This window comes from Thalassiella azotivora (genome assembly GCF_054781695.1).
This window is the reverse complement of the sequence record NZ_BAAGTX010000005.1, coordinates 66,927-90,124: the sequence shown is the minus strand read 5'-3', so window position 1 is coordinate 90,124 and position 23,198 is coordinate 66,927. Positions and strand designations below refer to the sequence as shown.

The 23,198-nt window shown below is 75.8% G+C and carries 25 protein-coding genes; 10 read left to right on the top strand and 15 right to left on the bottom strand.

Going from position 1 to position 23,198, the window contains the following annotated elements; translation table 11 throughout:
- Window positions 1-17: 17 nt before the first annotated feature.
- The 5 genes from ACYVQV_RS05010 to ACYVQV_RS04990 all read right to left on the bottom strand — a co-directional run bounded on the left by ACYVQV_RS05010 (window position 18) and on the right by ACYVQV_RS04990 (window position 6,159).
- Window positions 18-2,156 (bottom strand): 3-hydroxyacyl-CoA dehydrogenase NAD-binding domain-containing protein, encoded by a 2,139-nt coding sequence (locus ACYVQV_RS05010; protein WP_461022162.1) that lies wholly within the window; start codon window positions 2,154-2,156, stop codon window positions 18-20.
- Window positions 2,156-3,373, bottom strand: coding sequence for a thiolase family protein (locus ACYVQV_RS05005; protein WP_461022161.1), 1,218 nt, complete (start codon window positions 3,371-3,373; stop codon window positions 2,156-2,158). The genes ACYVQV_RS05010 and ACYVQV_RS05005 overlap by 1 nt, the downstream gene beginning before the upstream one ends.
- 102 nt (window positions 3,374-3,475) lie before the next feature.
- A complete protein-coding gene (locus tag ACYVQV_RS05000; protein WP_461022160.1) occupies window positions 3,476-4,705 on the bottom strand; it encodes a ribonuclease D in 1,230 nt (409 codons plus the stop codon).
- Between the two features lie 97 nt (window positions 4,706-4,802).
- Window positions 4,803-5,444 (bottom strand): helix-turn-helix transcriptional regulator, encoded by a 642-nt coding sequence (locus ACYVQV_RS04995; RefSeq protein WP_461022159.1) that lies wholly within the window; start codon window positions 5,442-5,444, stop codon window positions 4,803-4,805.
- 127 nt (window positions 5,445-5,571) lie between these two features.
- On the bottom strand, window positions 5,572-6,159 hold the full coding sequence (locus tag ACYVQV_RS04990) for a DUF3000 domain-containing protein (protein WP_461022158.1): 588 nt from the start codon (window positions 6,157-6,159) through the stop codon (window positions 5,572-5,574).
- 240 nt (window positions 6,160-6,399) lie between these two features.
- Between ACYVQV_RS04990 and ACYVQV_RS04985 the strand changes: the two genes are divergently transcribed.
- The 3 genes from ACYVQV_RS04985 to hemE all read left to right on the top strand — a co-directional run bounded on the left by ACYVQV_RS04985 (window position 6,400) and on the right by hemE (window position 8,835).
- On the top strand, window positions 6,400-6,819 hold the full coding sequence (locus tag ACYVQV_RS04985) for a DUF2243 domain-containing protein (protein WP_461022234.1): 420 nt from the start codon (window positions 6,400-6,402) through the stop codon (window positions 6,817-6,819).
- Entirely contained in the window at window positions 6,816-7,670 is an 855-nt protein-coding gene (locus ACYVQV_RS04980) for a cytochrome c oxidase assembly protein (RefSeq protein WP_461022157.1), read from the top strand. Before ACYVQV_RS04985 ends, ACYVQV_RS04980 begins: the two co-directional genes overlap by 4 nt.
- 115 nt (window positions 7,671-7,785) lie before the next feature.
- Window positions 7,786-8,835, top strand: coding sequence for a uroporphyrinogen decarboxylase (gene hemE, locus ACYVQV_RS04975; protein WP_461022233.1), 1,050 nt, complete (start codon window positions 7,786-7,788; stop codon window positions 8,833-8,835).
- A gap of 43 nt (window positions 8,836-8,878) precedes the next feature.
- Here hemE and ACYVQV_RS04970 read toward each other — a convergent pair whose 3' ends face one another.
- Entirely contained in the window at window positions 8,879-9,970 is a 1,092-nt protein-coding gene (locus ACYVQV_RS04970; protein ID WP_461022156.1) for a DUF4349 domain-containing protein, read from the bottom strand.
- Window positions 9,971-10,105: 135 nt separating this feature from the next.
- On the opposite strand from ACYVQV_RS04970, the gene hemG reads away from it, so the two are divergent.
- The 3 genes from hemG (at window position 10,106) to ACYVQV_RS04955 (ending at window position 12,928) form a co-directional block, all read left to right on the top strand.
- Window positions 10,106-11,623 (top strand): protoporphyrinogen oxidase, encoded by a 1,518-nt coding sequence (gene hemG, locus ACYVQV_RS04965; RefSeq protein ID WP_461022155.1) that lies wholly within the window; start codon window positions 10,106-10,108, stop codon window positions 11,621-11,623.
- 70 nt (window positions 11,624-11,693) lie between these two features.
- Window positions 11,694-12,419 carry a hydrogen peroxide-dependent heme synthase gene (gene hemQ / locus ACYVQV_RS04960; protein ID WP_461022154.1) on the top strand — a complete coding sequence of 242 codons (726 nt, stop codon included), beginning with the start codon at window positions 11,694-11,696 and terminating at the stop codon, window positions 12,417-12,419.
- A gap of 83 nt (window positions 12,420-12,502) precedes the next feature.
- Window positions 12,503-12,928 carry a hypothetical protein gene (locus ACYVQV_RS04955; protein WP_461022153.1) on the top strand — a complete coding sequence of 142 codons (426 nt, stop codon included), beginning with the start codon at window positions 12,503-12,505 and terminating at the stop codon, window positions 12,926-12,928.
- 361 nt (window positions 12,929-13,289) lie between these two features.
- Here ACYVQV_RS04955 and ACYVQV_RS04950 read toward each other — a convergent pair whose 3' ends face one another.
- From ACYVQV_RS04950 to msrB, 3 genes are all read right to left on the bottom strand, one after another.
- Window positions 13,290-13,700 carry a hypothetical protein gene (locus ACYVQV_RS04950; protein ID WP_461022152.1) on the bottom strand — a complete coding sequence of 137 codons (411 nt, stop codon included), beginning with the start codon at window positions 13,698-13,700 and terminating at the stop codon, window positions 13,290-13,292.
- A 74-nt stretch (window positions 13,701-13,774) separates the two neighbouring features.
- On the bottom strand, window positions 13,775-14,266 hold the full coding sequence (locus ACYVQV_RS04945) for a GNAT family N-acetyltransferase (protein WP_461022151.1): 492 nt from the start codon (window positions 14,264-14,266) through the stop codon (window positions 13,775-13,777).
- Window positions 14,263-14,712 (bottom strand): peptide-methionine (R)-S-oxide reductase MsrB, encoded by a 450-nt coding sequence (gene msrB / locus ACYVQV_RS04940; protein WP_461022150.1) that lies wholly within the window; start codon window positions 14,710-14,712, stop codon window positions 14,263-14,265. The genes ACYVQV_RS04945 and msrB overlap by 4 nt, the downstream gene beginning before the upstream one ends.
- A gap of 116 nt (window positions 14,713-14,828) precedes the next feature.
- Between msrB and ligD the strand changes: the two genes are divergently transcribed.
- Window positions 14,829-15,884: a non-homologous end-joining DNA ligase gene (ligD, locus tag ACYVQV_RS04935; protein ID WP_461022149.1), complete on the top strand. Its 1,056-nt coding sequence runs from the start codon at window positions 14,829-14,831 to the stop codon at window positions 15,882-15,884.
- Window positions 15,885-15,931: 47 nt separating this feature from the next.
- Here the strand turns inward: ligD and ACYVQV_RS04930 are convergent, their stop codons facing one another.
- From ACYVQV_RS04930 to ACYVQV_RS04920, 3 genes are all read right to left on the bottom strand, one after another.
- The gene (locus ACYVQV_RS04930; protein ID WP_461022148.1) at window positions 15,932-16,237 is read right to left on the bottom strand and encodes a hypothetical protein; all 306 of its coding nucleotides are present in this window, start codon (window positions 16,235-16,237) and stop codon (window positions 15,932-15,934) included.
- An 81-nt stretch (window positions 16,238-16,318) separates the two neighbouring features.
- Window positions 16,319-16,855 (bottom strand): hypothetical protein, encoded by a 537-nt coding sequence (locus tag ACYVQV_RS04925; RefSeq protein ID WP_461022147.1) that lies wholly within the window; start codon window positions 16,853-16,855, stop codon window positions 16,319-16,321.
- Window positions 16,856-16,925: 70 nt separating this feature from the next.
- Window positions 16,926-17,987 carry an ATP-dependent DNA ligase gene (locus ACYVQV_RS04920; protein WP_461022146.1) on the bottom strand — a complete coding sequence of 354 codons (1,062 nt, stop codon included), beginning with the start codon at window positions 17,985-17,987 and terminating at the stop codon, window positions 16,926-16,928.
- Between the two features lie 88 nt (window positions 17,988-18,075).
- On the opposite strand from ACYVQV_RS04920, the gene ACYVQV_RS04915 reads away from it, so the two are divergent.
- The 3 genes from ACYVQV_RS04915 to ACYVQV_RS04905 all read left to right on the top strand — a co-directional run bounded on the left by ACYVQV_RS04915 (window position 18,076) and on the right by ACYVQV_RS04905 (window position 20,985).
- Window positions 18,076-18,528 (top strand): DoxX family protein, encoded by a 453-nt coding sequence (locus ACYVQV_RS04915; protein WP_461022145.1) that lies wholly within the window; start codon window positions 18,076-18,078, stop codon window positions 18,526-18,528.
- Window positions 18,525-19,712, top strand: coding sequence for an alpha/beta hydrolase (locus tag ACYVQV_RS04910; RefSeq protein WP_461022144.1), 1,188 nt, complete (start codon window positions 18,525-18,527; stop codon window positions 19,710-19,712). The genes ACYVQV_RS04915 and ACYVQV_RS04910 overlap by 4 nt, the downstream gene beginning before the upstream one ends.
- A 94-nt stretch (window positions 19,713-19,806) precedes the next feature.
- The gene (locus ACYVQV_RS04905) at window positions 19,807-20,985 is read left to right on the top strand and encodes a hypothetical protein (protein ID WP_461022143.1); all 1,179 of its coding nucleotides are present in this window, start codon (window positions 19,807-19,809) and stop codon (window positions 20,983-20,985) included.
- 33 nt (window positions 20,986-21,018) lie between these two features.
- On the opposite strand, the gene ACYVQV_RS04900 is transcribed toward ACYVQV_RS04905, so the two are convergent.
- The 3 genes from ACYVQV_RS04900 to ACYVQV_RS04890 are packed head-to-tail and all read right to left on the bottom strand — an operon-like array spanning window position 21,019 to window position 23,182.
- A complete protein-coding gene (locus ACYVQV_RS04900; RefSeq protein ID WP_461022142.1) occupies window positions 21,019-21,804 on the bottom strand; it encodes a dihydrofolate reductase family protein in 786 nt (261 codons plus the stop codon).
- Complete coding sequence (locus tag ACYVQV_RS04895; protein ID WP_461022141.1) at window positions 21,801-22,289, bottom strand: SufE family protein; 489 nt, start codon at window positions 22,287-22,289, stop codon at window positions 21,801-21,803. Before ACYVQV_RS04895 ends, ACYVQV_RS04900 begins: the two co-directional genes overlap by 4 nt.
- Window positions 22,286-23,182 carry a sulfurtransferase gene (locus ACYVQV_RS04890; RefSeq protein WP_461022140.1) on the bottom strand — a complete coding sequence of 299 codons (897 nt, stop codon included), beginning with the start codon at window positions 23,180-23,182 and terminating at the stop codon, window positions 22,286-22,288. Before ACYVQV_RS04890 ends, ACYVQV_RS04895 begins: the two co-directional genes overlap by 4 nt.
- Between the last annotated feature and the right edge of the window lie 16 nt (window positions 23,183-23,198).

The window sequence follows — 23,198 nt, the reverse complement described above, 5'->3', positions numbered from 1 at the left end:
TCAGCGGTGAGGGCTGGTCAGCCGGCCACGCTCGCGACGCCCGGCTCGAGGAACCGGCGTCCGGTGACCTTCTCGGCGATGCCGCTGCGGTCCAGCAGCGGTGTGACGCCGCCGTTCCAGAACGAGAACCCGGCGCCGGTGATCATGCCGAGGTCGACGTCCTGCGGCGCGGCCACGACCCCCTCGTCGAGCATGAGGCGGACCTCCTCGGCCAGCACCGACAGCACCCGCTCGCGGACCTGCGCGGGCTCGAGCACCACCGGGTCGGCCGGCTTCTCGAGCAGCGCCTCCACCTCGGGGTCGAGGACCGGCTTGCCCTCGGGCCAGATGTAGAAGCCGGGCTTGCCGGCCTCCACCACGCGGCGCAGGTTGTCGGAGACGTGGAACCGCTCGGGGAACGCCCGGTGCAGCGTCTCGCTGTTGTGCAGCGCGATGGCCGGGCCGACGAGGCCGATGAGCACGAACGGCGGCATCGGTGCCAGGCCGGCGATGGCCTTGTCGGCGACCTCGACGGGGGTGCCCTCGTCGACGACCTTGGCGACCTCGCCCATGAACCGGCCCAGGAGCCGGTTCACGACGAAGGACGGGGAGTCCTTGACGAGGATCGTCGTCTTCTTCAGCGCCTTGCCGGTGGCGAACGCCGTGGCGAGGGTGGCGTCGTCGGTCTGCTCGCCGTTGATGACCTCGAGCAGCGGCATGACGGCGACCGGGTTGAAGAAGTGGAAGCCGACGACCCGCTCCGGGTGCTGCAGCCGCGAGGCCATCTCGGTGACCGACAGCGAGGAGGTGTTGGTGGCCAGCACGCACTCGGGGGAGACGACCGCCTCCACCTCGGCGAACACCTTCTGCTTGACGCCCATCTCCTCGAACACGGCCTCGATGACGAAGTCCGCGTCGGCGAAGCCTTCCTTGGACGTGGAGCCGGTGACCAGGCCCTTGAGGCGGGTGGCCTTGTCGGCGCTGACCCGGCCCTTGGCCTGCAGCTTGTCGACCTCGGCGTGGACGTAGCCGACGCCCTTGTCGACCCGCTCCTGGTCGAGGTCCGTGAGCAGCACCGGCACCTCGAGGCGCTGGGCGAACAGCAGCGCGAGCTGGCTGGCCATCAGACCGGCACCCACGATGCCGACCTTCGTGACCGGACGGGCCAGGCCCTTGTCGGGCGCGCCGACCGGTCGCTTGGCGCGCCGCTGCACGAGGTCGAACGCGTACACGCCGGCGCGGAACTCGTCGCTGAGGATGAGGTCGGCGAGGGCCTCGTCCTCGGCCGCGAACGCGGTGTCGCGGTCCGCGGTGCGGGCCAGCCGGATGAGGTCCAGGGCCCGGTACGGCGCCGGCGCCTGGCCGGCCACCTTGGCGTCGACGCCGGCCCGCGCCGCCGCGACCGCGCCGTCCCAGGCGGTCTCGTCGTCCAGGTCGACCGGGCGGCGCTCGACCGTCGTGGCGCCGGTCAGCACCTGCGCGGCCCACCGCAGGGACTCCTCGAGGAAGTCGGCGGGCTCGAACAGCGCGTCGGCGATGCCGAGCTCGAAGGCCTTGGGGCCCTTGAGCATCCGGTTGTTGTTGAGCGCGTTGTCGACGATGACCGTCAGCGCGTCGCGGACGCCGACGAGGCGGGGGAGCAGGTACGTGCCGCCCCAGCCGGGCACGAGGCCGAGGAAGCACTCGGGCAGCGCGACGGCCGGCACGCCGGCGGAGATGGTGCGGTACGTGCAGTGCAGCGCGATCTCCACGCCGCCGCCCATCGCGGCGCCGTTGACGAAGGCGAACGAGGGCACGGGCAGCTCGCCCAGACGCCGCATCTGGTCGTGGCCGAGGCGGGCGACGGCCAGCGCCTGCTCGCGGTCGGCGAGCTGGCCGACGTCCTTGAGGTCGGCGCCGACGGCGAAGATGAACGGCTTGCCCGTCACGCCGACGGCGGCGATCTCGCCGGCCTCCGCGCGGGTCTGGACGGTGTCCAGCGCGGACCTGAGGTTGAGCAGGCCCTGCGGGCCGAAGGTCGTGGGCTTCGTGTGGTCGAAGCCGTTGTCCATGGTGATCAGCGCCATCGTCCCGGCGCCGCCCGGCAGGGCGACGTCGCGGACGTGGAAGCTCGTGACGCGCTCGTCGCCGGTGCCGGCGGCGAGCTGCTCGGGGGTGGTGGCGGTGGTGGTGGTCATCAGGCCGCGGCCTCCTTGCCGAAGTCGGCGTGGTGGGGGTTCTCCCAGATCACGGACGCGCCCATGCCCAGGCCGACGCACATCGCGGTCAGGCCGTAGCGGACGTCGGGGTTCTCCTCGAACTGGCGGGCGAGCTGGTTCATCAGCCGGACGCCGGAGGAGGCGAGCGGGTGCCCGATCGCGATGGCGCCGCCCCACGGGTTGACCCGCGGGTCGTCGTCGGCGATGCCGAAGTGGTCGAGGAAGGCGAGCACCTGGACGGCGAACGCCTCGTTGAGCTCGAACAGCCCGATGTCGTCGATGGTCAGGCCGGCCAGCCTGAGCGCCTTCTCGGTGGCGGGGACGGGGCCGACGCCCATGAACTCCGGCTCGACGCCGACGAACCCGTAGGAGACCAGGCGCATGCGCACCGGCAGGTCGAGCTCGGCGGCGGCCTCGGCGGAGGCGAGCACGCACGCCGTGGCGCCGTCGTTGAGACCGGCGGCGTTGCCCGCGGTGACGTTGCCGTGCGGGCGGAAGGGCGTCTTCAGGGAGGACAGGTCCTCCATCGTGGTGCCGGGCCGCGGCGGCTCGTCCTGCGTCGCCAGGCCCCAGCCCAGCTCGTCGTGGCGGGTGGCCACCTCGACCAGGTCGGGCTGGACCTTGCCGTTGGCGTACGCCTTGGCCAGCTTCTCCTGGCTGCCGACCGCGAACGCGTCGGCCCGCTCCTTGGTCAGGTGCGGGAACCGGTCGTGCAGGTTCTCGGCGGTCTTGCCCATCACCAGGGCGCTGGGGTCGACGAGCTTCTCGGCGATGATGCGCGGGTTGGGGTCGACGCCCTCGCCCATCGGGTGGTGGCCCATGTGCTCGACCCCGCCGGCGATGACGACGTCGTACGCGCCGAACGCGATGCCCGAGGCCGTCGTGGTCACGGCGGTCATCGCGCCGGCGCACATGCGGTCGATCGCGAAGCCGGGGGTGGTCTTGGGCAGGCCCGCCAGCAGGGCGGCGGTGCGCCCGATGGTCAGGCCCTGGTCACCGGTCTGCGTGGTGGCGGCGACGGCCACCTCGTCCACGCGCTCCGGCGGCAGGCTCGGGTTGCGGCGGAGCAGCTCGCGGATGCACTTGATGACGAGGTCGTCGGCGCGGGTCTGGGCGTACATGCCCTTCGGGCCGGCCTTGCCGAACGGGGTGCGGACGCCGTCGACGAAGACGACGTCGTGGGCGGTGCGGGGCACGGACCCTCCTGGAGGTGACGTGGGTGTGGTCGTCACACCCAGGCTACTCGCCGGTAACAAGGCAGGCGAGGTCCGGGTGGGTGGCCTGGGTCACCCGGTGGGTCAGTCCTGCTCGGCGGGTGAGGGGCTGGCGGCCATGACCTCCGCCAACCGCGCCGCAAGCAGCTCGACCTGCCAGGGGCGGGCGCCGGCCTCCGCCAGCGCGACCGCGACCGCCTGGCCGTCCGTCGGCTCCGGGGGTCGCCAGCACAGCCGTCGCAGGGTGTCGGGGGTCAGCAGGTTCTCCACGGGCACCGCCAGCTCCTCCGAGAGGCCACCGACCAGCTCCCGGGCCCCCGCGAGCCGCGCCGCGGCGGCGGGGTCCTTGTCCTTCCACACGCGCGGGGGAGGAGGACCGTCCCCCGGGACGGCGTGCGCCGGCAGCTCCGACTCCGCCATGGCGCGTCCGCGCTCAAGCGCGGCGAACCAGGTGTCCGCCATCCGCCGGTTGGCGGGACCGGAGAACACCGGCAGCCGGACGAGCTCCTCACGGGTCCGGGGCCCGGCGGCCACGGCCGCGACCATCGCCTTGTCCGGGAGCACCCGGCCCGGGGAGAGGTCGCGGCGCTGGGCGACCCGCTCGCGCTCCTGCCACAGCTCGCGCAGCACCGCGAGCTGGCGCCGGTTGCGCAGCTGGTGCAGTCCCGACGTCCGGCGCCAGGGCTCCGCGCGCGGCGGTGCCGGGGGCTGGTCGCGGACGGCGGTGAACTCCTGGCGGGCCCACTCGAGCTTGCCCTGGCGGTCGAGCTCCGCCGCCAGCGCGTCCCGCAGGTCGAGCAGCACCTCGACGTCCAGCGCGGCGTAGCGCAGCCACGGCTCCGGCAGGGGCCGGGTCGACCAGTCGACCGCGGAGTGCTCCTTGGCCAGCCGGTAGCCGAGCAGGCGCTCGACGACGGCTGCCAGGCCGACCTTCTCGAAGCCGGCGAGCCGGGCGGCGAGCTCGGTGTCGAAGAGCTCGCCACCGGGACGCAGGCCGGTCTCGGCCAGGCACGGCAGGTCCTGGGAGGCGGCGTGCAGGACCCACTCGGCCCCGCCCAGCGCCTCACCGAGACCGCTGAGGTCGGGCAGCGGGACGGGGTCGACCAGGACGGTGCCCGCCCCGGCCCGCCGCAGCTGCACCAGGAACGCCCGCTGCCCGTAGCGGTACCCCGAGGCGCGCTCGGCGTCGACGGCGACCGGACCGGTCGCCGACGCGAGGGCCTCGACGGCGGCCTGCAGGGCGGCCGGGGAGCCGACGACGTCGGGCACGCCGTCGCGCGGGGCGTCGAGCGGGTGGGCCTCCTCGACGTCCATGGCCCCACCGTACGGGGGCCGGGCACCGCTCACGCGCAGGCCGGACGGCGTGCCGGGCCCCGCACCCCGCGACGGGTGTGACGTCGCCGGTGCCGGGTCAGCTGATCAGGCCGGCCCGCAGGGCGATGACGACCATCTCCGCGCGGTCACCCGTGCCCAGCTTGCGGGCGATGCGGGCGAGGTGGCTCTTGACCGTGAGGGCGGACAGGCCGAGGGCCTCACCGACGTCGCGGTTGGACCGGCCCTCGGCGACCAGCTGCAGCACGTCGATCTCGCGCTGGGACAGGCCGTAGCTCGTCGCACCCGAGGCCCGCTCGGAGGTCGGCTGGGACGGCACGAGCTGGCCGGGGCTGGGCGGGGCGGGACGCGACGACGCGGTGCTGACGACCAGGTAGCAGGGCACGCCCGCGGCGATCGCCGCGCGGACCGCGAACGGGTCCTCCTGGGTGGCCAGCACGACGTTGCGCCGCCAGCCGGCCGCGCGCAGGTCGCGGACCAGGGTGCTGCCGGAGCCGTCCGGCAGCGTCGCCTCGACGACGCTGACGTCACCGGGCCGGCCGGTGGTGTGGCGCCGGGCCTCCTCCACGGTCGTGGCAGCGAGGACGTCGGTGGCGCCCAGACCGCGCAGGATGCGGACGGCCGCGTCCCGGGCGCTGCGGTGCTGCACCGCCACCAGGGCCGTGCTGCGCACCGGGGTGCCCGCGGGCCGGGTGCTGTTCTGTTCCACGACAGCCGTCACGCCGCTTCCTCCTCGACCGCGCCCCGTCGTCGCGACAGGGCCTCGTGCACTTCCTATCGGCCGGTGGGCCGCCGTCCTTGACCCTTCCGGCGGATCGACTCCGGCGCGGAGGCGTGCTGTCCGACGGTCAGCGCAGCCGGCGCGTCAGCGGGGCGACGCCCTCCGGCAGCGGTGGCAGGCCGGCGACGGTGCACAGCAGGTCGGCCCAGGCGTGCAGGTGCGGAGCGAGGTCCGCGCCCTCCGGCGTCCAGCTCGCGCGGACCTCGATCTCCACGGTCGCGGGCCGCTCGGCGAGGGAGCCGTGGCTGTCGGACAGCACCCGGGTCACCGTGCCCCCGGCGGCGTGGGCCGACGCCCCGGCGTTCGTGAGGCACTCGACGAGCCAGGACCACCCGACCTGGCCGAGCAGCGGGTCGGCACCCATCTCGGGCTCGAGCTCGGCGCGGACGAACGAGACCACCCGGAAGGTCCCCTCCCAGGCCTCCTGCCCGGCCGGGTCGTGCAGCAGCACGAAGCGCCCGGTCGCCAGCTCGTCGACGTCCTCCGCCGGACCGGCGACCACGTCCGCCGACAGCGCCGCCGAGTACGGGGCGATCCGCCCGGGCGCGGGCACCTCCTCCAGGCGCACCTCGGGGCGCAGCCGAGCGCTCCGCAACGCCTCGACGGCGCGCTGGAAGCCTTCTGGGGGGACGCCCGGGACCCCGTGGACAGCCACGTCCGCAGCCTAGGCCGGGAGGTCGGCGCGAGCACGCACCCGCGCCCGCGCGCGTCGCGGCCCGTCACCCGTCCGCGCGGGTGCGGACCGGCCCGTCCGCGGGCACGCTGGGTCCGAGCGACGGGTGCGATCGGGAGGCCTCGGGTGGCTGCTGGGACGGCGAGCGGGCGCTCCGGGAGCACCACCGCGGGGCCCGCCGTGGGGACGCCGGACCACCGGCGGTCCACCTGGGTGGCCGCGATGGTCGGTGCGGGGGTGATGGCGGCCGTCGACGAGATCGTCTTCCACCAGGTGCTGGGCTGGCACCACTTCTACGACCGCTCCACCAGCGAGGTCGCGCTGGCCTCCGACGGGTTCCTGCACGCCGCCGAGCTGCTCGTCCTGGTCGCCGGCACCTTCCTGCTCGTCGACCTCGCCCGCCGGCAGGCCCTGGTGGCGCGCGCGGCGTGGGCCGGGGCGTTCCTGGGCCTCGGCGGCTTCCAGCTGTTCGACGGGCTCGTCGACCACAAGGTGCTGCGCATCCACCAGGTCCGCTACGACGTCGACCTCCTCCCGTACGACCTGGTCTGGAACCTGGCCGGGGTGGTGCTGCTCGTGGTCGGGCTGGCCCTGCTGCGGCGCGGCCGCCGGGAGCGCAGGGCCGCCGCGGGTGGGCGGTGACCGACGCCGGCCCCGACGGGTGGTGGGTCCCCGCCCTGGTGCTGGTGGTGCCCCTCCTCGGGCTGGGCCTCACCGTCCGCCGACGTCGGGGTCGGCTGGGACGGGGCTGGAGCCGGTGGCGGGTGGCGTCCGCCGTCACCGGCGTCGCGCTCGTCGCGGTCGCCGTCAGCCCGCCGCTGGTGCACTGGGGCCACACCGACCCGCGGGGGCACATGGTCCAGCACCTGCTGCTGGGGATGTACGCGCCGCTCGCGCTCGTCCTGGCCGCTCCCGTGACGCTCCTGCTGGGCGCGCTGCGACCGCGGACGGCGCGGCGGGTCGGCCGGGTGCTGGCGAGCCGGCCCGTGCACGTGTTCGCCCACCCCGTCACGGCAGGGCTGCTGAGCACCGGCGGGCTGTTCGTCCTCTACCTGACCGACCTGTACGCCCTCAGCACGCGGGCGCCGCTCGTGCACTGGCTGGTCGCGGCGCACCTGCTGGTCGCGGGCTCGCTGTTCGCCTGGGCGGTCGCCGGGCCGGACCCCGCCCCGCGCCGGCCGGGCACGGCCACGAGGGTGGTCGTCCTGCTCGTCTCCGCGGGGGCGCACGCGGTGCTGGCGAAGACCCTGTACGCCCGGGCGGGGGAGCTGCCGCCCGGGGTGCCCGTGGTGGTGGAGCAGGCCGAGCAGGCCGCGCGGTGGATGTACTACGGCGGCGACGTCGCCGAGGTGCTGCTCGCGTGCGCGCTGCTGGCGGGCTGGTCGCGACGTGCCGCCGGCCGGGCGAGGGGTGTCCCCGTGCCGGGCGGACCGGCCGAGCGACGGCGCCCGGGCGTCGGCGTGCGACCATCGGGCCGTGCCCTCCAGCCCTGACCCGACGCCGGACGCGACCCCTGCTGCGACCCCCGACGCGACTCCCGACTCGACCGCTGACCCGGCCGCTGACCCGGCCGCTGGGGCGACCTCTGCCGCCGCCGCGTCGACGGGAGTGTCCGCCGTCCAGGACAGCGCCTTCCTCCGCGCCTGCCGCAGGCAGGACGTGCCGCACACCCCGGTGTGGTTCATGCGCCAGGCCGGGCGGTCCCTGCCGGAGTACCGGCGGGTGCGCGAGGGCACCACGATGCTGCAGGCCTGCGCCGACCCCGACCTGGTCACGGAGATCACGCTGCAGCCGGTCCGCCGGTACGGGGTGGACGCCGCGATCCTGTACTCCGACATCGTGGTCCCGCTGCGGTCGGCGGGTGTGGACCTGGACATCGTCCCCGGCGTCGGCCCGGTGGTGGCGAAGCCGGTCCGCACGGCGGCCGACGTCGACGCGCTCCCCGAGCTGCACCCCGAGCAGGTCGAGCCGGTGGCGCAGGCCGTGCGCCAGCTCGTCGCCGAGCTGGGCGCCACGCCGCTGATCGGCTTCGCGGGCGCTCCCTTCACCCTCGCCAGCTACCTCGTGGAGGGCGGGCCCAGCCGCAACCACGAGCACACCAAGGCGATGCTCTACGGCGACCCCGGCCTGTGGGAGGCGCTGATGGCCAAGCTCGCCCGGACCACCGCCACGTTCCTCGAGGTGCAGGTCCGCGCCGGGGCGAGCGCGGTGCAGCTCTTCGACTCCTGGGTGGGCGCCCTGCCGGCGGCCGACTACGTGACCAGCGTCCAGCCGCACTCCGCCGCCGTCCTGCACGGGGTGGAGGCGCTGGACGTCGGACGGCAGGTCCCGCGGATCCACTTCGGGGTGGGGACCGGTGAGCTGCTGGCGCACATGGCGGACGCCGGCGCGGACGTCGTGGGCGTCGACTTCCGGCTGCCCCTGAACGCCGCGGCCCGGCGGGTGGGGCGTGAGAAGGCGCTGCAGGGCAACCTGGACCCGGCGATCCTGTTCGCCCCGTGGCCGGCGGTGGACGCCCGGGTCCGGCAGACCCTGGAGCTCGGCCGCCTCGCCGGCGGGCACGTCTTCAACCTCGGGCACGGCGTCATCCCCGACACCGACCCGGACGTCCTGCACCGGGTCGTCGACCTCGTGCACGAGGTGTCCGCCGGGCGCTGACCTCCGCCGCGGACGCCCGAGCGGCCGGGCGCCGGGCTGCCGCTCACCCGGACCGGCGCCGGCGGCGGACGGCCAGCACGGGGACGACGACCACGGCGGCCACCGCGGCGAACGGCAGCAGGGCACCCACCGCGGTGAGCAGCACCTGCGTGCTGGTCACGAGGGCGTCCCTGCCGGCCCGCAGCCCGGGCAGGAAGCCGGTGGCGTCGTCCGTCGCGGCGGCGACCCCGGGGGTGCGCAGGTGCACGGTCAGGGTGGCCAGGTCGGCCTGCCCGGCGAGGGCGGCGTGCCGCGCGCGGAGCGACTCGAGGTCGGCCTCCCGCGTGGCGAGCTCGGACTCCAGGGCGACGACGTCGGCCAGGGACGTCGCCTCCGCCATCAGGGCGCGGACGCGCTCGACGCTGGCCCGCTGCGTCGCCATCCGGCTCTCCAGGTCCACCAGGGCGTCCTCGACGAGGGTCTCGGTCGACCACCGCCCGACCTCGGTGCCGAGCGCGGCCACGTCGTCCGCCGCGGTCCGGAAGCGGTCGGACGGCACCCGGACGACCAGGACCGCCTCGCCCGGTCCCCGTGGCGACAGGGACCGCGGTGCGACCGCGTCGTCGGCGGGGCCCCCGGGCGCGTCCCACCCGGCCCCCGCGGTCTCCTCCCACGCCACGTGCGCGGCCACCGGGCGTCCCGAGGCCTCCTGCGCCACGAACCCGCCGTGGGAGGCGGCGACGTCCCGCACCGTCTGCGTGGCCGGCCCGAGGTCGGACACCTCGACCGCGACACCACCGCGCCGGATGCGGCGCTGGTCGTCGACGGCGGCACCCGCCGACGCCCCGGACCCGTCCGAGCCGGCCCCTGGGCCACCGCCCCCCGAGCCACCGGCCCCGTCCCCTCCGTCGGCAGTCGCGCCGCCCTCGACCGGGTCCTGCGCGGCCGGTGCGGACTGCGCGGACTCGTCGCCGGCGCCGGCCGAGCACGCCCCCAGCACCAGCGCCGGCAGGGCCACCGCCAGCGAGGTCGCGGCGAGGACCAGGCGGCGGCGCGGACGGCGGCGCAGGGGCGTGGCCAGCGGGCGGGGCGCGGGCGGGGTCGCGGTCGGGCTCGCGGCTGGGGTGGCAGGCGGGCTCGGGGTCGAGCTGGTCACGGTGGCCTCCGGGGACGGGGTGGGGCGGTCGCGGCTGGGACGGCGCGTGCGTGCGCGCACGTTCCCCTGCTGAGGGCACGGTTCGGTCCCGGGCGGGTCACGGGTGCGGCACGACCGCTCTGAGAGGCTTGGCCCGTGAGCGAGCAGCAGGGCAGCAGCCCCGAGGGCCCGGCCGGACCGCGACCCGACGGCCCGGCAGCGGGTGACCCAGGGCTGGAGACCGGGCAGGGGGAGCGGCGGGGCCGCACGGTGGTCGTCGTCGGTGCCGGGGTCACGGGGCTGGCGACGGCGTGGCGGCTGCACCGCAGCGACCCGGACTGCCGGGTCGTCGTCCTCGAGCAGGCGGACCGGGTCGGTGGCGCGCTGCTGCGCGGCCAGGTGGACCCTGACCTGGGGCTGGTGGCGGACCTCGGCGCGGAGGCGCTGCTGGCACGACGTCCCGAGGCGGTCGACCTCGTCCGCGAGGTCGGTCTGGGGGACGACCTCGTGCACCCGGCGACGTCGAGGGCGGCGATCTGGTCCCGCGGGCGTCTGCACCCGATGCCGTCCGGCACCCACATGGGTGTCCCGGGTGACCCGCAGGCGCTGCGCGGCCTCCTCACCGACGAGGAGGTCGCGCGAGCCGCGGCCGAGCCGGCGCTGCCGGCGGTGCCCGTGACCGGCGGCGACGTCGACGTCGCGTCGTTCGTGGCGGCGCGCGTCGGTCCCGCCGTCGTCGAGCGGCTGGTCGAGCCCCTGCTCGGCGGGGTGTACGCCGGTCACGCCTCGCGGTTGTCGCTGCGCGCGACCGTGCCCGTCCTGTGGCCCGCGGCCCTGCACGGGTCGTCGCTGCTCGACACGGTGCGCCAGCACACGCAGGGGGCGGGGACCGCGGCGGGTGCCGGCGCGGGGGCGCCGGTGTTCGCCGGGATCCGCGGCGGCGTCGCGCGGCTCGTCGAGGGCCTGCGCGACCGGTTGGCGGAAGGGGGCGTGGAGGTCCGGACCCGCGCGTGCGTCCAGCGGCTGCAGCGCAGCGGCGACCGGTGGCGGCTCGAGCTCGGCCCCGCGGGGCGCGGTCCGGTGCTGCAGGCCGACGCGGTGGTGCTGACGGTGCCGGCCCCTCGGGCGGCGCGGCTGCTCGCGGACGCGGTGCCCGCGGCCGCGGCTGAGCTGGGCGAGGTGCGGACGGCGTCCATGGCCGTCGGCACGTTCGTGCTGCCCGCGTCGGTCCTCGACGGGCTCGACGTCTCCGGCTTCCTCGTGCCGCCCGTCGAGGGCCGCCTGGTCAAGGCGGCGACGTTCTCCACGCGCAAGTGGGACTGGCTGCGCCAGGACGCGGGCGGCCGCGCGGTCGTGCGCGTCTCGGTGGGGCGCGCCGACGAGGAGGAGCAGCTCCAGCGACCCGACGCCGAGCTGCTGGACGCCGCGGCGGCCGACCTGGGGGAGATGCTGCGCCGCCCCGTGCCGTACCGGTCGGCGGTGCTCACCCGCTGGGGCGGCGCGCTGCCGCAGTACGACGTGGGTCACGTCGACCGGGTGGAGCGGGCGCGTGCGGCGGTCGCCGCCCACGGTGGGCTGGCGGTGGCCGGGGCGAGCTACGACGGGGTGGGCGTGCCGGCGTGCGTCGCCGGGGCGGACGCCGCCGCACGCACCGTCCTGGCCGCCCTCGGGTGAGTCACGCGCGCCGGGCCGGGGCCCGGACCCGGCAGCAGCGGCACCGAGGCGCAGGAGCACAATCGGGACCATGAGCGCAGCGTCTGACAGCACCTCGCAGGCCACGGCCGCCATGAGCGCCCGGCAGATCAACGAGACCATCCGCTACGCGATGTGGTCGGTCTTCGCGGTCCGCGAGCCGCTGGGCGACCAGGACCGGTCCGAGCTGGTCGACGAGGTCCGCGGCGTCCTGGACGACCTGGCGGGCAAGGACCTCGTCGTCCGCGGCTTCTACGACGTCGCGGGTCTGCGGGCCGATGCCGACCTCATGGTCTGGTGGCACGCCCCGACGGTCGAGGTCGTCCAGGAGGCCTACCGCCGCCTGCGGCGCACCCGCCTCGGTCGCCACCTGGCACCCGTCTGGTCGGTCGTGGCGCTGCACCGGCCCGCGGAGTTCAACAAGGGCCACGTGCCGGCGTTCATGGCGGGGGAGACCCCCCGGGCGTACGTGTGCGTGTACCCGTTCGTGCGCTCCTACGACTGGTACCTGCTCCCCGACGAGGACCGCCGGGCGATGCTGCGCGACCACGGGATGGCCGCGCGCGGCTACCCCGACGTGCGGGCGAACACGGTGTCGTCCTTCGCGCTCGGCGACTACGAGTGGCTGCTGGCGTTCGAGGCCGACGAGCTGCACCGCATCGTCGACCTGATGCGCGACCTGCGGGCCACCGAGGCGCGCCGGCACGTGCGCGAGGAGATCCCGTTCTACACCGGCCCACGGGTCGAGCTCGGCGACCTCGTCGCCGAGCTGCCCTGACTGCGCGTGTCCCACGTCCCCGAGTCCCGGTCGCCGGCCTGCCCACGAGCTGTCGGTGTGCCTGTCCTGACAGCGTCGGTGGCATGAGCGACGCCGAAGCTACCGCCGTTGTGCTCGACGACGGAGAACGCCGGTTCCTCCGTGCGGCTCTGTTGGAGTGGGGCGGCCCGGCGCGCCCGACGGACGAGCTCGCTGCGGCGATGGGCTTCTCCAGCGCGGAGCGCATGGCGGCCGAGGCGTGGCACCTCTGGCACAGGATCGAAGCGGGGGACGCGCTGACGGCCGGCGACTGGCGACGAGTCCTGCTAGCCGCTGAGATCGTCTTCGTCAGCGACGTCGTGAGGTCAGGTCTGGACTGGGCCACCACGTCAGGGATGCCGGACTCCGAGGCCCTTGTCGTTCTCCGCGGACTCCAGCGCAGGTTGCCGAGATGGCGTGGCAGCGCGCAGTTCACCGTGAACGACGCCGGCCGAGTCACCATGACGGATCCCGAGCGCCTGGAGCCGTAGCGCACCCTCCCGCTGCTGGGCACGGTGCTGATGGCGCGCGCAGCGCGACCTCGACGCATCAGGCGTGGGGCAGGCCGGAACACCGACTGCTCGCGCTTCCCTGCCGACCCGGTCCGCCTCGACGCTGAGCCGCTGGTCCAGGTTCCTTGCGGCCGTTGCGGTCACCTCACGGGCCACCGTGACCAGCCCGAGCCGAGCGGTGACGTCCTCGGCCGCCAACTGCTCGGGCCAACGGCGCCAGCGGTGCTGGCCCCGTCGGTCCCGTCACGGGCGGTCGACATGCGCAGCACGGGTGCTCAGGTGTCTGGCCCGGCAGTTGGGCCGAGACGCTCCTAGCGGCAGCAGCGGCCTGACCGCCCGCTCAGACCTCGCGCAGGTCGTGGTCGGCGGCCTCCCGGCCGGCGGCGAGCGGGTCGGGCTCCGGCTCCTCCTGCGCGACCCGGTCGTCGAGCGTCTCCCGGCCGGCCTCGTCGGACGGCGTGTAGCCGTCCTCGGTGACCGGCGTCGGCTCCTGCGGTGGCTCCCACGTGTCGTCGTCGACGTCCGGCAGCAGCCGGTCGGTGGCCAGCGACTCCGGGTCGTCCCGGCCCTCGAGCGGCTCACGGGCCGCCTGCAGGTCGTGGTCGTCCAGCGCCTGCTCGTCTCCGGCGACCCCTGCGCCGTCCCGGTCGTCCCGCAGCTCGGGGTCGCCCGAGACGTCCGGGTGGTCGGCCGGGTCGACGTCCACGACCGGGGTCGGGTCGGTGTCCTGCTGCGCGGGGTCGGTGCTCATGCCCCCACCCTCGCGTGCCGCCACGCCGCTCGCATCCGGACGGGTGGGCGTCCCGTGCGCGGCCCGCGCGGCGGTCAGGCCGGCTCGGACCGTACGGTGTCACGCACCGGGCCGCGGGCCATCGGCACGTGCGGGATGCCGTCCTCGTCGAACCGCGGCCCGGTCGGGGTGAAGCCCCACCGCTCGTAGAAGCCGGTCAGGTGCGCCTGCGCGGCCAGGACGAGCGGGCCGTGGCCGTGCCTGCGGACGACGTCGTCGACGAGGGCCGCGGCCAGACCGCGACCGCGGACGTCCGGCCGGGTCACGACCCGCCCCACCCGTCGGACGCCGTCGGGTTCGGTGAGCACCCGCAGGTACGCCGCGGGGCGCTCGTCGCCGGCGGCACCGGCGGACCCGTCCGCGCCGCCGTCCCACCACACGTGCTCGGTGCCGGGTTCGACGTCGCGGCCGTCGAGCTCGGGGTACGGGCAGGCCTGCTCGACGACGAAGACGTCGACGCGCAGCCGGACGATCCCGTGCAGCGTCCGCGGGTCCAGCTCGTCCCAGCGGGCGTGGCGGGTGGTCACCGCCCGGACGCCGCCTCGTCGTCCGCCGGCGCCCCGGGCTGCAGCGTCAGGCTGATCGAGTTGATGCAGTAGCGCTGGTCGGTTGGGGTGTCGAAGCCCTCGCCCTCGAAGACGTGCCCGAGGTGGGAGCCGCAGCGGGCGCAGCGGACCTCGACGCGCCGCATCCCCAGGGTGGTGTCCTCCAGGTACTCGACCCGGTCCTCGGCCAGCGGCGTGTAGAACGACGGCCACCCGCAGTGGCTGTCGAACTTCGTCTCGCTGCGGAACAGCTCGGCGCCGCAGGCGCGGCACGCGTACACGCCCACCTGCTTGGCCTCGGTGTACTCACCGGTCCACGGGCGCTCGGTGCCCGCCTGGCGCAGCACCTGGTACTCCTCCGGCGACAGCCGGGCGCGCCACTCCTCGTCGGTCAGCTGGACGTCGTAGCGGCGGCCGGTGCTCTCCATGGACGCGGTCTCCCGGGGTCGTCGGTGTCGGAACGGACCTCCGGTGCAACGGCCCCGGGCGGGGGCGTGTTCCGCGCAGCGCCGTCCCGTCGGCCCCGCGCGGCATGATGGCGGCCATGGCGAGCCGCGCGGTGGTCATCGAGGTCCCCTCGGCCGTGGCCGAGGACGGCGTCCGGCAGGTGCGGGTGTCCAGCCCGGACCGGGTGCTGTGGCCCGAGGTCGGGGTGACGAAGGAGGAGCTGGCCCGGTACGCCGTGGCGGTGGCCGACCCGCTCGTTCGGGCGTTGGGGGACCGGCCGGTGACGCTGCAGCGGTTCCCGGACGGCGTCGACGGCGAGGCGTTCTACTCCAAGAACCCGCCCCGCGGGGCGCCGGAGTGGGTGCGCACCGTGCAGTGCACCTACCCCAGCGGTCGGCGGCACCCGCAGCTGGTCGTCGACGAGGTGGCCACGGCGGTGTGGGCGGTGCAGATGAACACGATCACGTTCCACCCGTGGCCCGTGCGCACCGGCGACACCGACCGCCCGGACGAGCTGCGGATCGACCTCGACCCCCAGCCCGGCCGCGGGTACGCCGACGCGGTCGAGGCGGCCCACGGGCTGCGGGCCGTGTTGGCGGAGGCCGGCCTGACGGGCTGGCCGAAGACGTCGGGCAACCGCGGCGTGCACGTCTTCGCGCGGGTCCGCCCCGAGCACGAGTTCCTCGACGTGCGGCACGCCGTCATCGCGGCGGCGCGCGAGCTCGAGCGGCGGCTGCCCGAGCTCGTCACCACCGCGTGGTGGAAGGAGGAGCGGGGGGAGAAGGTCTTCGTCGACTTCAACCAGGCGGCCCGCGACCGCACGATCGCCGGGGCCTGGAGCCCCCGCCCGCTGCCGCACGCCCCCGTGTCGTTCCCGCTGCGGTGGGAGGACCTGGACGCCGCCGACCCGCGCGAGCTGACCGTGCGCACCGCCCCCGGCCTGCTCGCCGCGCACGGCGACGCCTGGGCCGGGGTGGACGAGGCGGTCGGGGACCTGGCGACGCTGCTCACGTGGTGGGAGCGGGACGTCGCCGACGGCCTGGGGGAGATGCCGTTCCCCCCGGACTACCCCAAGATGCCGGGCGAGCCGCCGCGGGTGCAGCCGAGCCGCATCAACAAGGACAACTGGCCGCAGGACGGCGCCCGCAGCTAGGACCCGCGGTGAGGACGGGACGCCCCTGCGGTGACCACCGGCAGCGGTCAGGACGTGGTGTCCCCCGGGTCCTGCGGGTCGACGATCTCGCGGTCCAGGGCGTCCCGGGGGATGCCCAGCGCGTCCTGCTCGTGGGCGTTCATCACGACGATGCGCCCGGAGGCGATCTCGATGGCGGTGTCGCGCACCCACTTCTCCGGCTGCTCCGGGATCGCCGCGCCGTCCATGGCCATCCGCAGCGTCTGCTCGACGTCGTCGACGGGGGCCTTCGAGTGCGTGCGCGCGACCGACACGACGATCTGCTGCAGCCGGTGCTGCACGTCCGCGACCTGCTCCGGGTGCTCCTCTGCCATGGCACGACGCTAGCCAGGGCGGGCGGCCCGCGCCCGTCGAGACGCGGTCCGCCGGGGTGGCGGTGTGCGCGTCGGCGCCGGTCAGCCGAGAAACGTCGTCCCGGCGTACACGTGCAGCACGGGGACCCCGACCTCGTCCCGGGCCCGGGACGCCCAGTCCGTGTGGAAGGTGTCCTCCACCGCGTGCGGGCGGGTCACCACCACGACCTCGCGCGCCGCGTGCCGGCGCACCGCGTCCCGCAGCGCGGGCACCGGGTCGTCCTGCGTCACCTCGCCTGTCGCCCGGACCCCCAGGGACTCCAGCGCCGCCACGGACGCGGCGAGCTGGCGCCCGGCGTCGGTGCGGGCCGCCCGCTCGTCAGGACGCTCCCGCAGCGCGGCCACCGCCTCCTTGAGCTCGAGCAGGCTGAGGTGGTCCAGGACGTCGGCCAGCAGGTTGCGCCGGGTGTCGGCGGGCACCATCACCCGGTACGCGAGCGGCTCACCGGCGTGCAGGTCGACGATCCGGCGGGCGTCACCCGCGTCGAGGGCCTCCTCGGTGAGCACCACGACCGTCTCGACCTGGTCGGGCAGCGGCGTCGCGGGGGCGTCCTGGGCGGGCTCGTCGTGGTCGTTCACGCCGCGAGACTACCCAGCGGGTCCTCGCGCCGCGCGCACGGCGGGACGCGGGCCGCGTGAGGGTCGCGCGTCAGCGCCCGCCGGTGAGGACGGCGTCCAGGTCGTACGCCAGCGGGTACTCGATCTGGTCGTACCCGCAGGACGCCGGGTCGCGGTCGGGGCGCCAGCGCAGGAGCTGCACGGCGTGCCGGAACCGGTGGTTCTCCATCTGGTCGAACGCCACCTCGGCGACCAGCTCGGGCCGCAGCCGGACGAACGAGCTGTCGGCCCGGGACTGGAAGCGGTTCGGCTCGCCCTGGCCGCGGACGACCTGGCCGTCCTCGTCGCGCAGCACGAACGGCTCGAGCTCGTCCACGAGCTCCTGCCGCCGCTTGACGGTGAACGCCGACGCCCCGCCGACCTGGACGAGCCGGCCGTCGTCGGTGTGCAGGCCGAGCAGCAGCGACCCGAGACCGGAGCCGGACTTGTGCACCCGGTACCCGATCGCGACCACGTCGGCGGTCCGCTTGTGCTTGACCTTGAGCATCACGCGCTTGCCCGGCTGGTACGGCTGGTCCAGCGGCTTGGCCACGACGCCGTCGAGGCCGGCGCCCTCGAACTCGGTGAACCACCGGGTGGCCTCGGCGGCGTCGGACGTCACCCGCGTCAGGTGCACCGGGGCGCTCACGCCGCCCAGGGCGTCCTCGAGGCGCTCGCGGCGCCGGGCGAACGGCTCGCCGAGCAGCGACGCGTCGTCCAGGGCGAGCAGGTCGAACGCCACGAAGGACGACGGGGTCTCCTCGGCGAGCCGGTTGACGCGGGAGGCCGCCGGGTGGATCCGCTGGGCCAGCGTGTCCCAGTCCAGTCGCTCCGCCCCCGGCTCGCCGACCCGGACGACGATCTCGCCGTCGACCACGCAGCGCGGCGGCAGCTCGCGGCGCAGGGCCTCGACGAGCTCGGGGAAGTAGCGGGTCAGGGTCTTCTCGCCCCGCGAACCGAGCTCGACGTCGTCCCCGTCGCGGAACACCACGCACCGGAAGCCGTCCCACTTCGGCTCGTACACGAGGCCGCCGCGCACCGAGTCCGGCGCCGGGACCTCCCCGACGGCCTTGGCGAGCATCGGGCTGACGGGCGGTTCCACGGGCAGGTCCATGCCCGCATCCTGCCCCGTCCGGGCGACGGTGGGGTGAGTTCCGCGCCCGGGCGGCGGTCGTCGCGGGGGAGCAGGCAGAATCGCCCGCATGACGACGCCGCGCCCCGGATGGCGACCGCTGGCCCTGCTGCTCGCGGGCGTCGGCGTCCTGCACTTCGCCCAGCCCGGGCCGTTCGCGCGGATCGTGCCGCGACGGCTCGGCGACCCCTACCCGTGGGTGTACGGCTCCGGGGTCGCGGAGCTGGCGTGCGCGGCCGGTCTCGCGGCGCCTCGCACGCGCAGGGCCGCGGCGCTGGCCACGGCCGCGCTGTTCGTCGGCGTCTTCCCGGCGAACGTGCAGATGGCGGTGACGGCCCACCGCTCGTCCCGGGCGTCGACGGCCACGAAGGTCGTGAGCACCGCGCGGCTGCCCCTGCAGGGGCCGCTGGTGTGGTGGGCGCTGGACGTGGCCGCGCGCTCGGCCGTCGCCGGGGGGCGCGCGCACGGGCCCGCGCGCCTCGGGCGGTCGGGACGCCGTCCCCGGCGGGGGAGCGGGTCGTGACGCCCCGGCACCCCGTCGCCCGTGCGGCCGTCAAGGGAGCGGTCGCCGGTGGCGCCGCCGCCCTGGCCGCGGGGGCGCTGACCTCGAGCCTGGCCGCGTACTTCGCCCGCCAGGTCGTGACCCCCCGCCGGGTGAAGCCGGACGACGTCGAGGTGCTGTCGGTCGGCGCGGGCACCGTCACCCTGCGGGCCAGCCCCGACACCGTGGCCCCTGGGCGCTACGGCCTGTGGACGGACGGCGGCGCCGGGCACGTGCGGCTCGGTGACGTCCTGGAGCGCGACGACGACGCCCGCACCGTCACCCGCGCGGTGCTCGGCACCGACCGGGGCCGGCTGCCGCTGGGCCACGCCCGCTGGAACCAGTACTACTTCGCCGGGACGCCGACGTCCGCGCTCGGGATCCCGCACGAGGACGTCGTCGTGACGTCCGACGCCGGCGACCTGCCCACCTGGTACGTCCCCGCGCCCGGTGAGCCGCCGGACGCCGCGCGCGACGTGTGGGCGGTCCTCGTGCACGGGCGGGGGGCGACCCGGGAGGAGTGCCTGCGGGCGGTGCCGCTGCTGCACCGGCTGGGGCTGCCGATGCTCGTCCCCAGCTACCGCAACGACCTCGAGGGCCCCTCCACCCACGGCGGTCGCTACCACCTCGGCGACACCGAGTGGCTCGACGTCGAGGCCACCGTCCTGCACGCGCTGGAGGCCGGGGCCCGCGAGGTCGTCCTCGTCGGCTGGTCGATGGGCGGGGCGATCGTGCTGCAGCACGTGTCCCGCTCCTGGACGGCGGACCGCGTGCGCGCGCTCGTCCTCGACGCGCCGGTCGTCGACTGGCGGACGGTCCTGGACCACCACGCGAAGGTCAACCGGCTGCCCAAGCCCGTCGGCCGCCTGGGCCTGTCGATGCTCGGGCACCGCACGGCACGCCAGGTCGTCGGCGTCGACGGGCCGGTCGACCTGCGCCGGATGGACTGGGTGACCCGAGCCGCCGAGCTGCGCCTGCCGGTGCTGCTCGTGCACAGCGAGGACGACGAGTTCGTCCCGGCCGGGCCGTCCCGGCGCCTCGCCGAGGCGCGGCCCGACCTGGTGACCTACGTGCCGTTCGAGCAGGCCCGCCACACCAAGGAGTGGAACGTCGACGCGGACCGGTGGGAGCGCGAGGTCGCGAGGTTCCTGCTGCAGCACCTCTAGCGGAACCGGCTGAGCCGCCGGTTCCGCCGACACCACCCGCGCGCCCTCGCCGCTGCCTACGCTGAGCCTCTCGTCCACGACGCGAGGAGCGGCGATGCGCGCGACCCCGGCAGGCCCGCGGCCCGGTGGCACCAGGGTGCGCGCGCTGCTGACCGCTGGTGCCGCGTCCGCGGCGGCCCTGCTGCTCGGCCTGCTCGTCCCGCTCGGGTGCGCGGCCTCCGCCGGAGCCTCCCCGGTGGCGCCGCTCGTCGGTTCGGGTCCGCACGTGGCGACCCGGGCCGCGGACGGGACGACGACCCTGACGCTGACGGTGTGGAACGTCGAGGAGCGGCCGGTGCAGCTGGCGCTGGACGCCACCAGCCCCTGCGAGGACCCCGACACCCGTCCCGGTGTCGCCGCGTCCTCCCAGAACCGGGTGACGTTCGAGATGCGGTGCTCCGGCGAGGGGCGGACCACCGCGACCCTGCAGGCCTCCGCGCCCTCCGACCCCGCCGGGGCGCCGGCGACCACCACGGTGACCTTCACGGTCCAGGCGCCGAGCACCCCGGACGCGGGCCCGATCTGGCGCTCGTTCCTCTGGGGCGCGCTGGTCGCCCTGGTCGCCGTCGTGCCGCCGTACCTGGTCTGGCTCGCCAACCCCCGCGGCAACCGCGACGAGGACGCCGGCGAGCACCGGGCGGCCAGGGACGACGCCTCGGCGGCGGGACGAGGCGACCAGTCCGCCTGGCACCGGCTGCGCGCCGCCCTGGAGCTGGAGCTGCCCGGCATCGCGAAGGACTGGAGCTTCGCGGACAGCTGGGCCACGAGCGCGGGACTGGCCACGGCGCTGTTCACCGGCGTCTTCGCCGCCACCGACCCGCTGGCCCTGGTGCTGGGGACGGAGTCGTCGCGGGTCCAGAGCACCGTCGTCGTCGCCTCCGCGGCCGCGGCGGCTCTCACGGCCGCGGCGCCGCTGCTGCTCGTCATCGGCAAGCGCCGTTACGCGACCCGCCACGGAGGTGTCGCGCGCCACCACACCGTCGCCGGCGTCCTGGCCGCGTCCCTCGTCGTCGTCGCCGCGGGGTCCGGTCTGATCGTCACCGTCGCGACGCTGCTGCCCGGGGGGTGGGTGACCGCGGTGGCGACCGCGGCCGTGGCGCTGCTCGTCGTCTACAGCTGGAAGTCGATCCCGCAGACGCTGGCCCTGGGGCGGTACGGGGAGGGGGTCACCACTGCGGCCGAGGGGGCGGTCGCCGTGGCGCCGTCCCGGCAGCAGGCGGCGGGGCTGCCGTGACCACGTGGTCGGCCGACGACAGCGGACGGGCCGTCAGCCGACCAGCCACCGCCCGACCAGGGCGCCGTCCGCGTGCAGCAGGTGCGCCGGGCGCAGGTCGAGGTCGACGTCCGCCCCGGCCAGCACCCGTGGGGCGTCCCCACCGAGCAGGCGCGGGACCCAGGTCAGGCACAGCTCGTCCAGCTCGCCCGACGCGGCGAGGTCGCGCAGCAGCCGCGGGCCCCCCTCGCAGAGCACCCGCGCCAGGCCGCCGTCCGCCAGGTCGTCGAGCGCCGCCGTGAGGTCGACGTCGTCGCCACCGGTGACCAGGACGCGTTCCGAGCCGAGGCGGTCGCGCAGCCGCCCGAGGACGTCGGCGCCCGCCGCCTCGCACGTCACCACCCGGGTCCCGGTCCCGGGGGAGAGCAGCGCGGGCGGCACGTCGCCGCTTCGGGTGACGACAGCGAGGACCGCCGCGGGCGCCTGGTCGAGGTCCTGGCGCACGTGCGCCGTCGACGCGACGGGCCGCGGCGGCCCGTAGCCCTCCGTGCGGACCGTCCCGGCGCCCACCAGGACGACGTCCGCGAGCCCGCGCAGCAGCGCGAACACCCGCCGGTCCGCGGCGGTGTTCAGCGAACCCGTCCGGCCGTCCGGGCCGGCCCCCGCGCCGTCCAGGGTGGCGACCATGTTCGCCCGCACCCAGCAGCCGTCCTCCGGGTAGGCGTAGAGCTGGGCCAGGGTCGCGTCGTCCAGCGGCTCGCGACCGGCGAGGTCGGCCGGCCAGACGCCGACCACCGTGCCGCCCGGCTCGTCGCCGCGGGCCGCCGCCGCGGGTGTCACACCGCGGCCTTCTCGCGGACCTGGCGCTTGATCCGCGCCAGCATCCCGCTCATCCCGCGCAGCCGCAGCAGGCTCACCGCCTCCGCCAGCGCCAGGCGGTCGGACAGGTCGTTCGGGACGGCGAGCAGCTGCCCGGCGGTCAGGCCCGCCAGGCCCTCGGCGAGGATGCCCGCGAACCCCCGGGTCGTGGGGGCCTCGGGCGGCGCGGAGAAGAACACGCGCACCGGAGCGTCCTCGCCCTGCCCGTCGACCTCCGTGACGAGGAAGATGGGGGACTGGCACTCCGGCACCGGCTCCAGCAGCTCCGGGTGGTCGGCGTAGCGCCCGGGCAGCTCGGGCAGGTTCCGGCTGAACTCCAGCAGCAGCTGCAGCCGCTCGGACGCTGACAGGGCCGTGAAGTCGTCGACGATCTCCTGCAGCGCCGGGGGCAGCGGCAGCCCGCCGTCCCCCGATGCCGACGCCGGGTCGCCCGCACCGACGGTCACGACGGCACCTCACCCGGTTCGGTGCCCTTGACGATCGGCACGCGCACCGCGTTGCCCCACTCGGTCCACGACCCGTCGTAGTTGCGCACCTTCTCGAAGCCGAGCAGGTGGGTCAGGACGAACCAGGTGTGGCTGGAGCGCTCGCCGATCCGGCAGTAGGCGACGACGTCGTCGGTGGGCGACAGGCCCTTCTCCTGCTGGTAGATCGCCTCGAGCGCCGCCCGCGGCAGGAAGGTGCCGTCCTCGGCGGCCGCCCGCGCCCACGGGACGGACTGCGCACCGGGGATGTGGCCGCCGCGCAGGGCCCCCTCCTCCGGGTAGTCGGGCATGTGCGTGCGCTCGCCGCTGTACTCCTGCGGGGACCGGACGTCGACCATCGGCTGGCCGAGGTGGGCGACGACGTCGTCCTTGTAGGCACGGATCGGGGCGTCGTCCCGTTCGACGACGGGGTAGTCGGTGCGCTCGGGGGTGGGGACCTCGGTGGTCATCTCCCGACCCTCGGCCTGCCACGTGGCGCGGCCGCCGTCGAGCAGGCGCACGTCCGGGTGGCCGAACAGGGTGAACACCCACAGCGCGTAGGCGGCCCACCAGTTGCTCTTGTCGCCGTAGATCACGACCGTCGTGTCGCGGGCGATGCCCTTGGACGCCATCAGCTCCGCGAACCCGGCGCCGTCCACGTAGTCGCGGGTCACCGGGTCGTTGAGGTCGAGGTGCCAGTCGACCTTCACGGCGCCGGGGACGTGCCCGGTCTCGTAGAGCAGGACGTCCTCGTCGCTCTCGACGACGACCAGACCGGGTTCGCCGAGGTGGTCGGCGAGCCACTGGGTGCTGACCAGGCGCTCCGGGTGGGCGTACTCGGCGAACTTCGGGTCGGTGTCGTGGGGGAGTGCCACGCGGCTCACCTCCGGG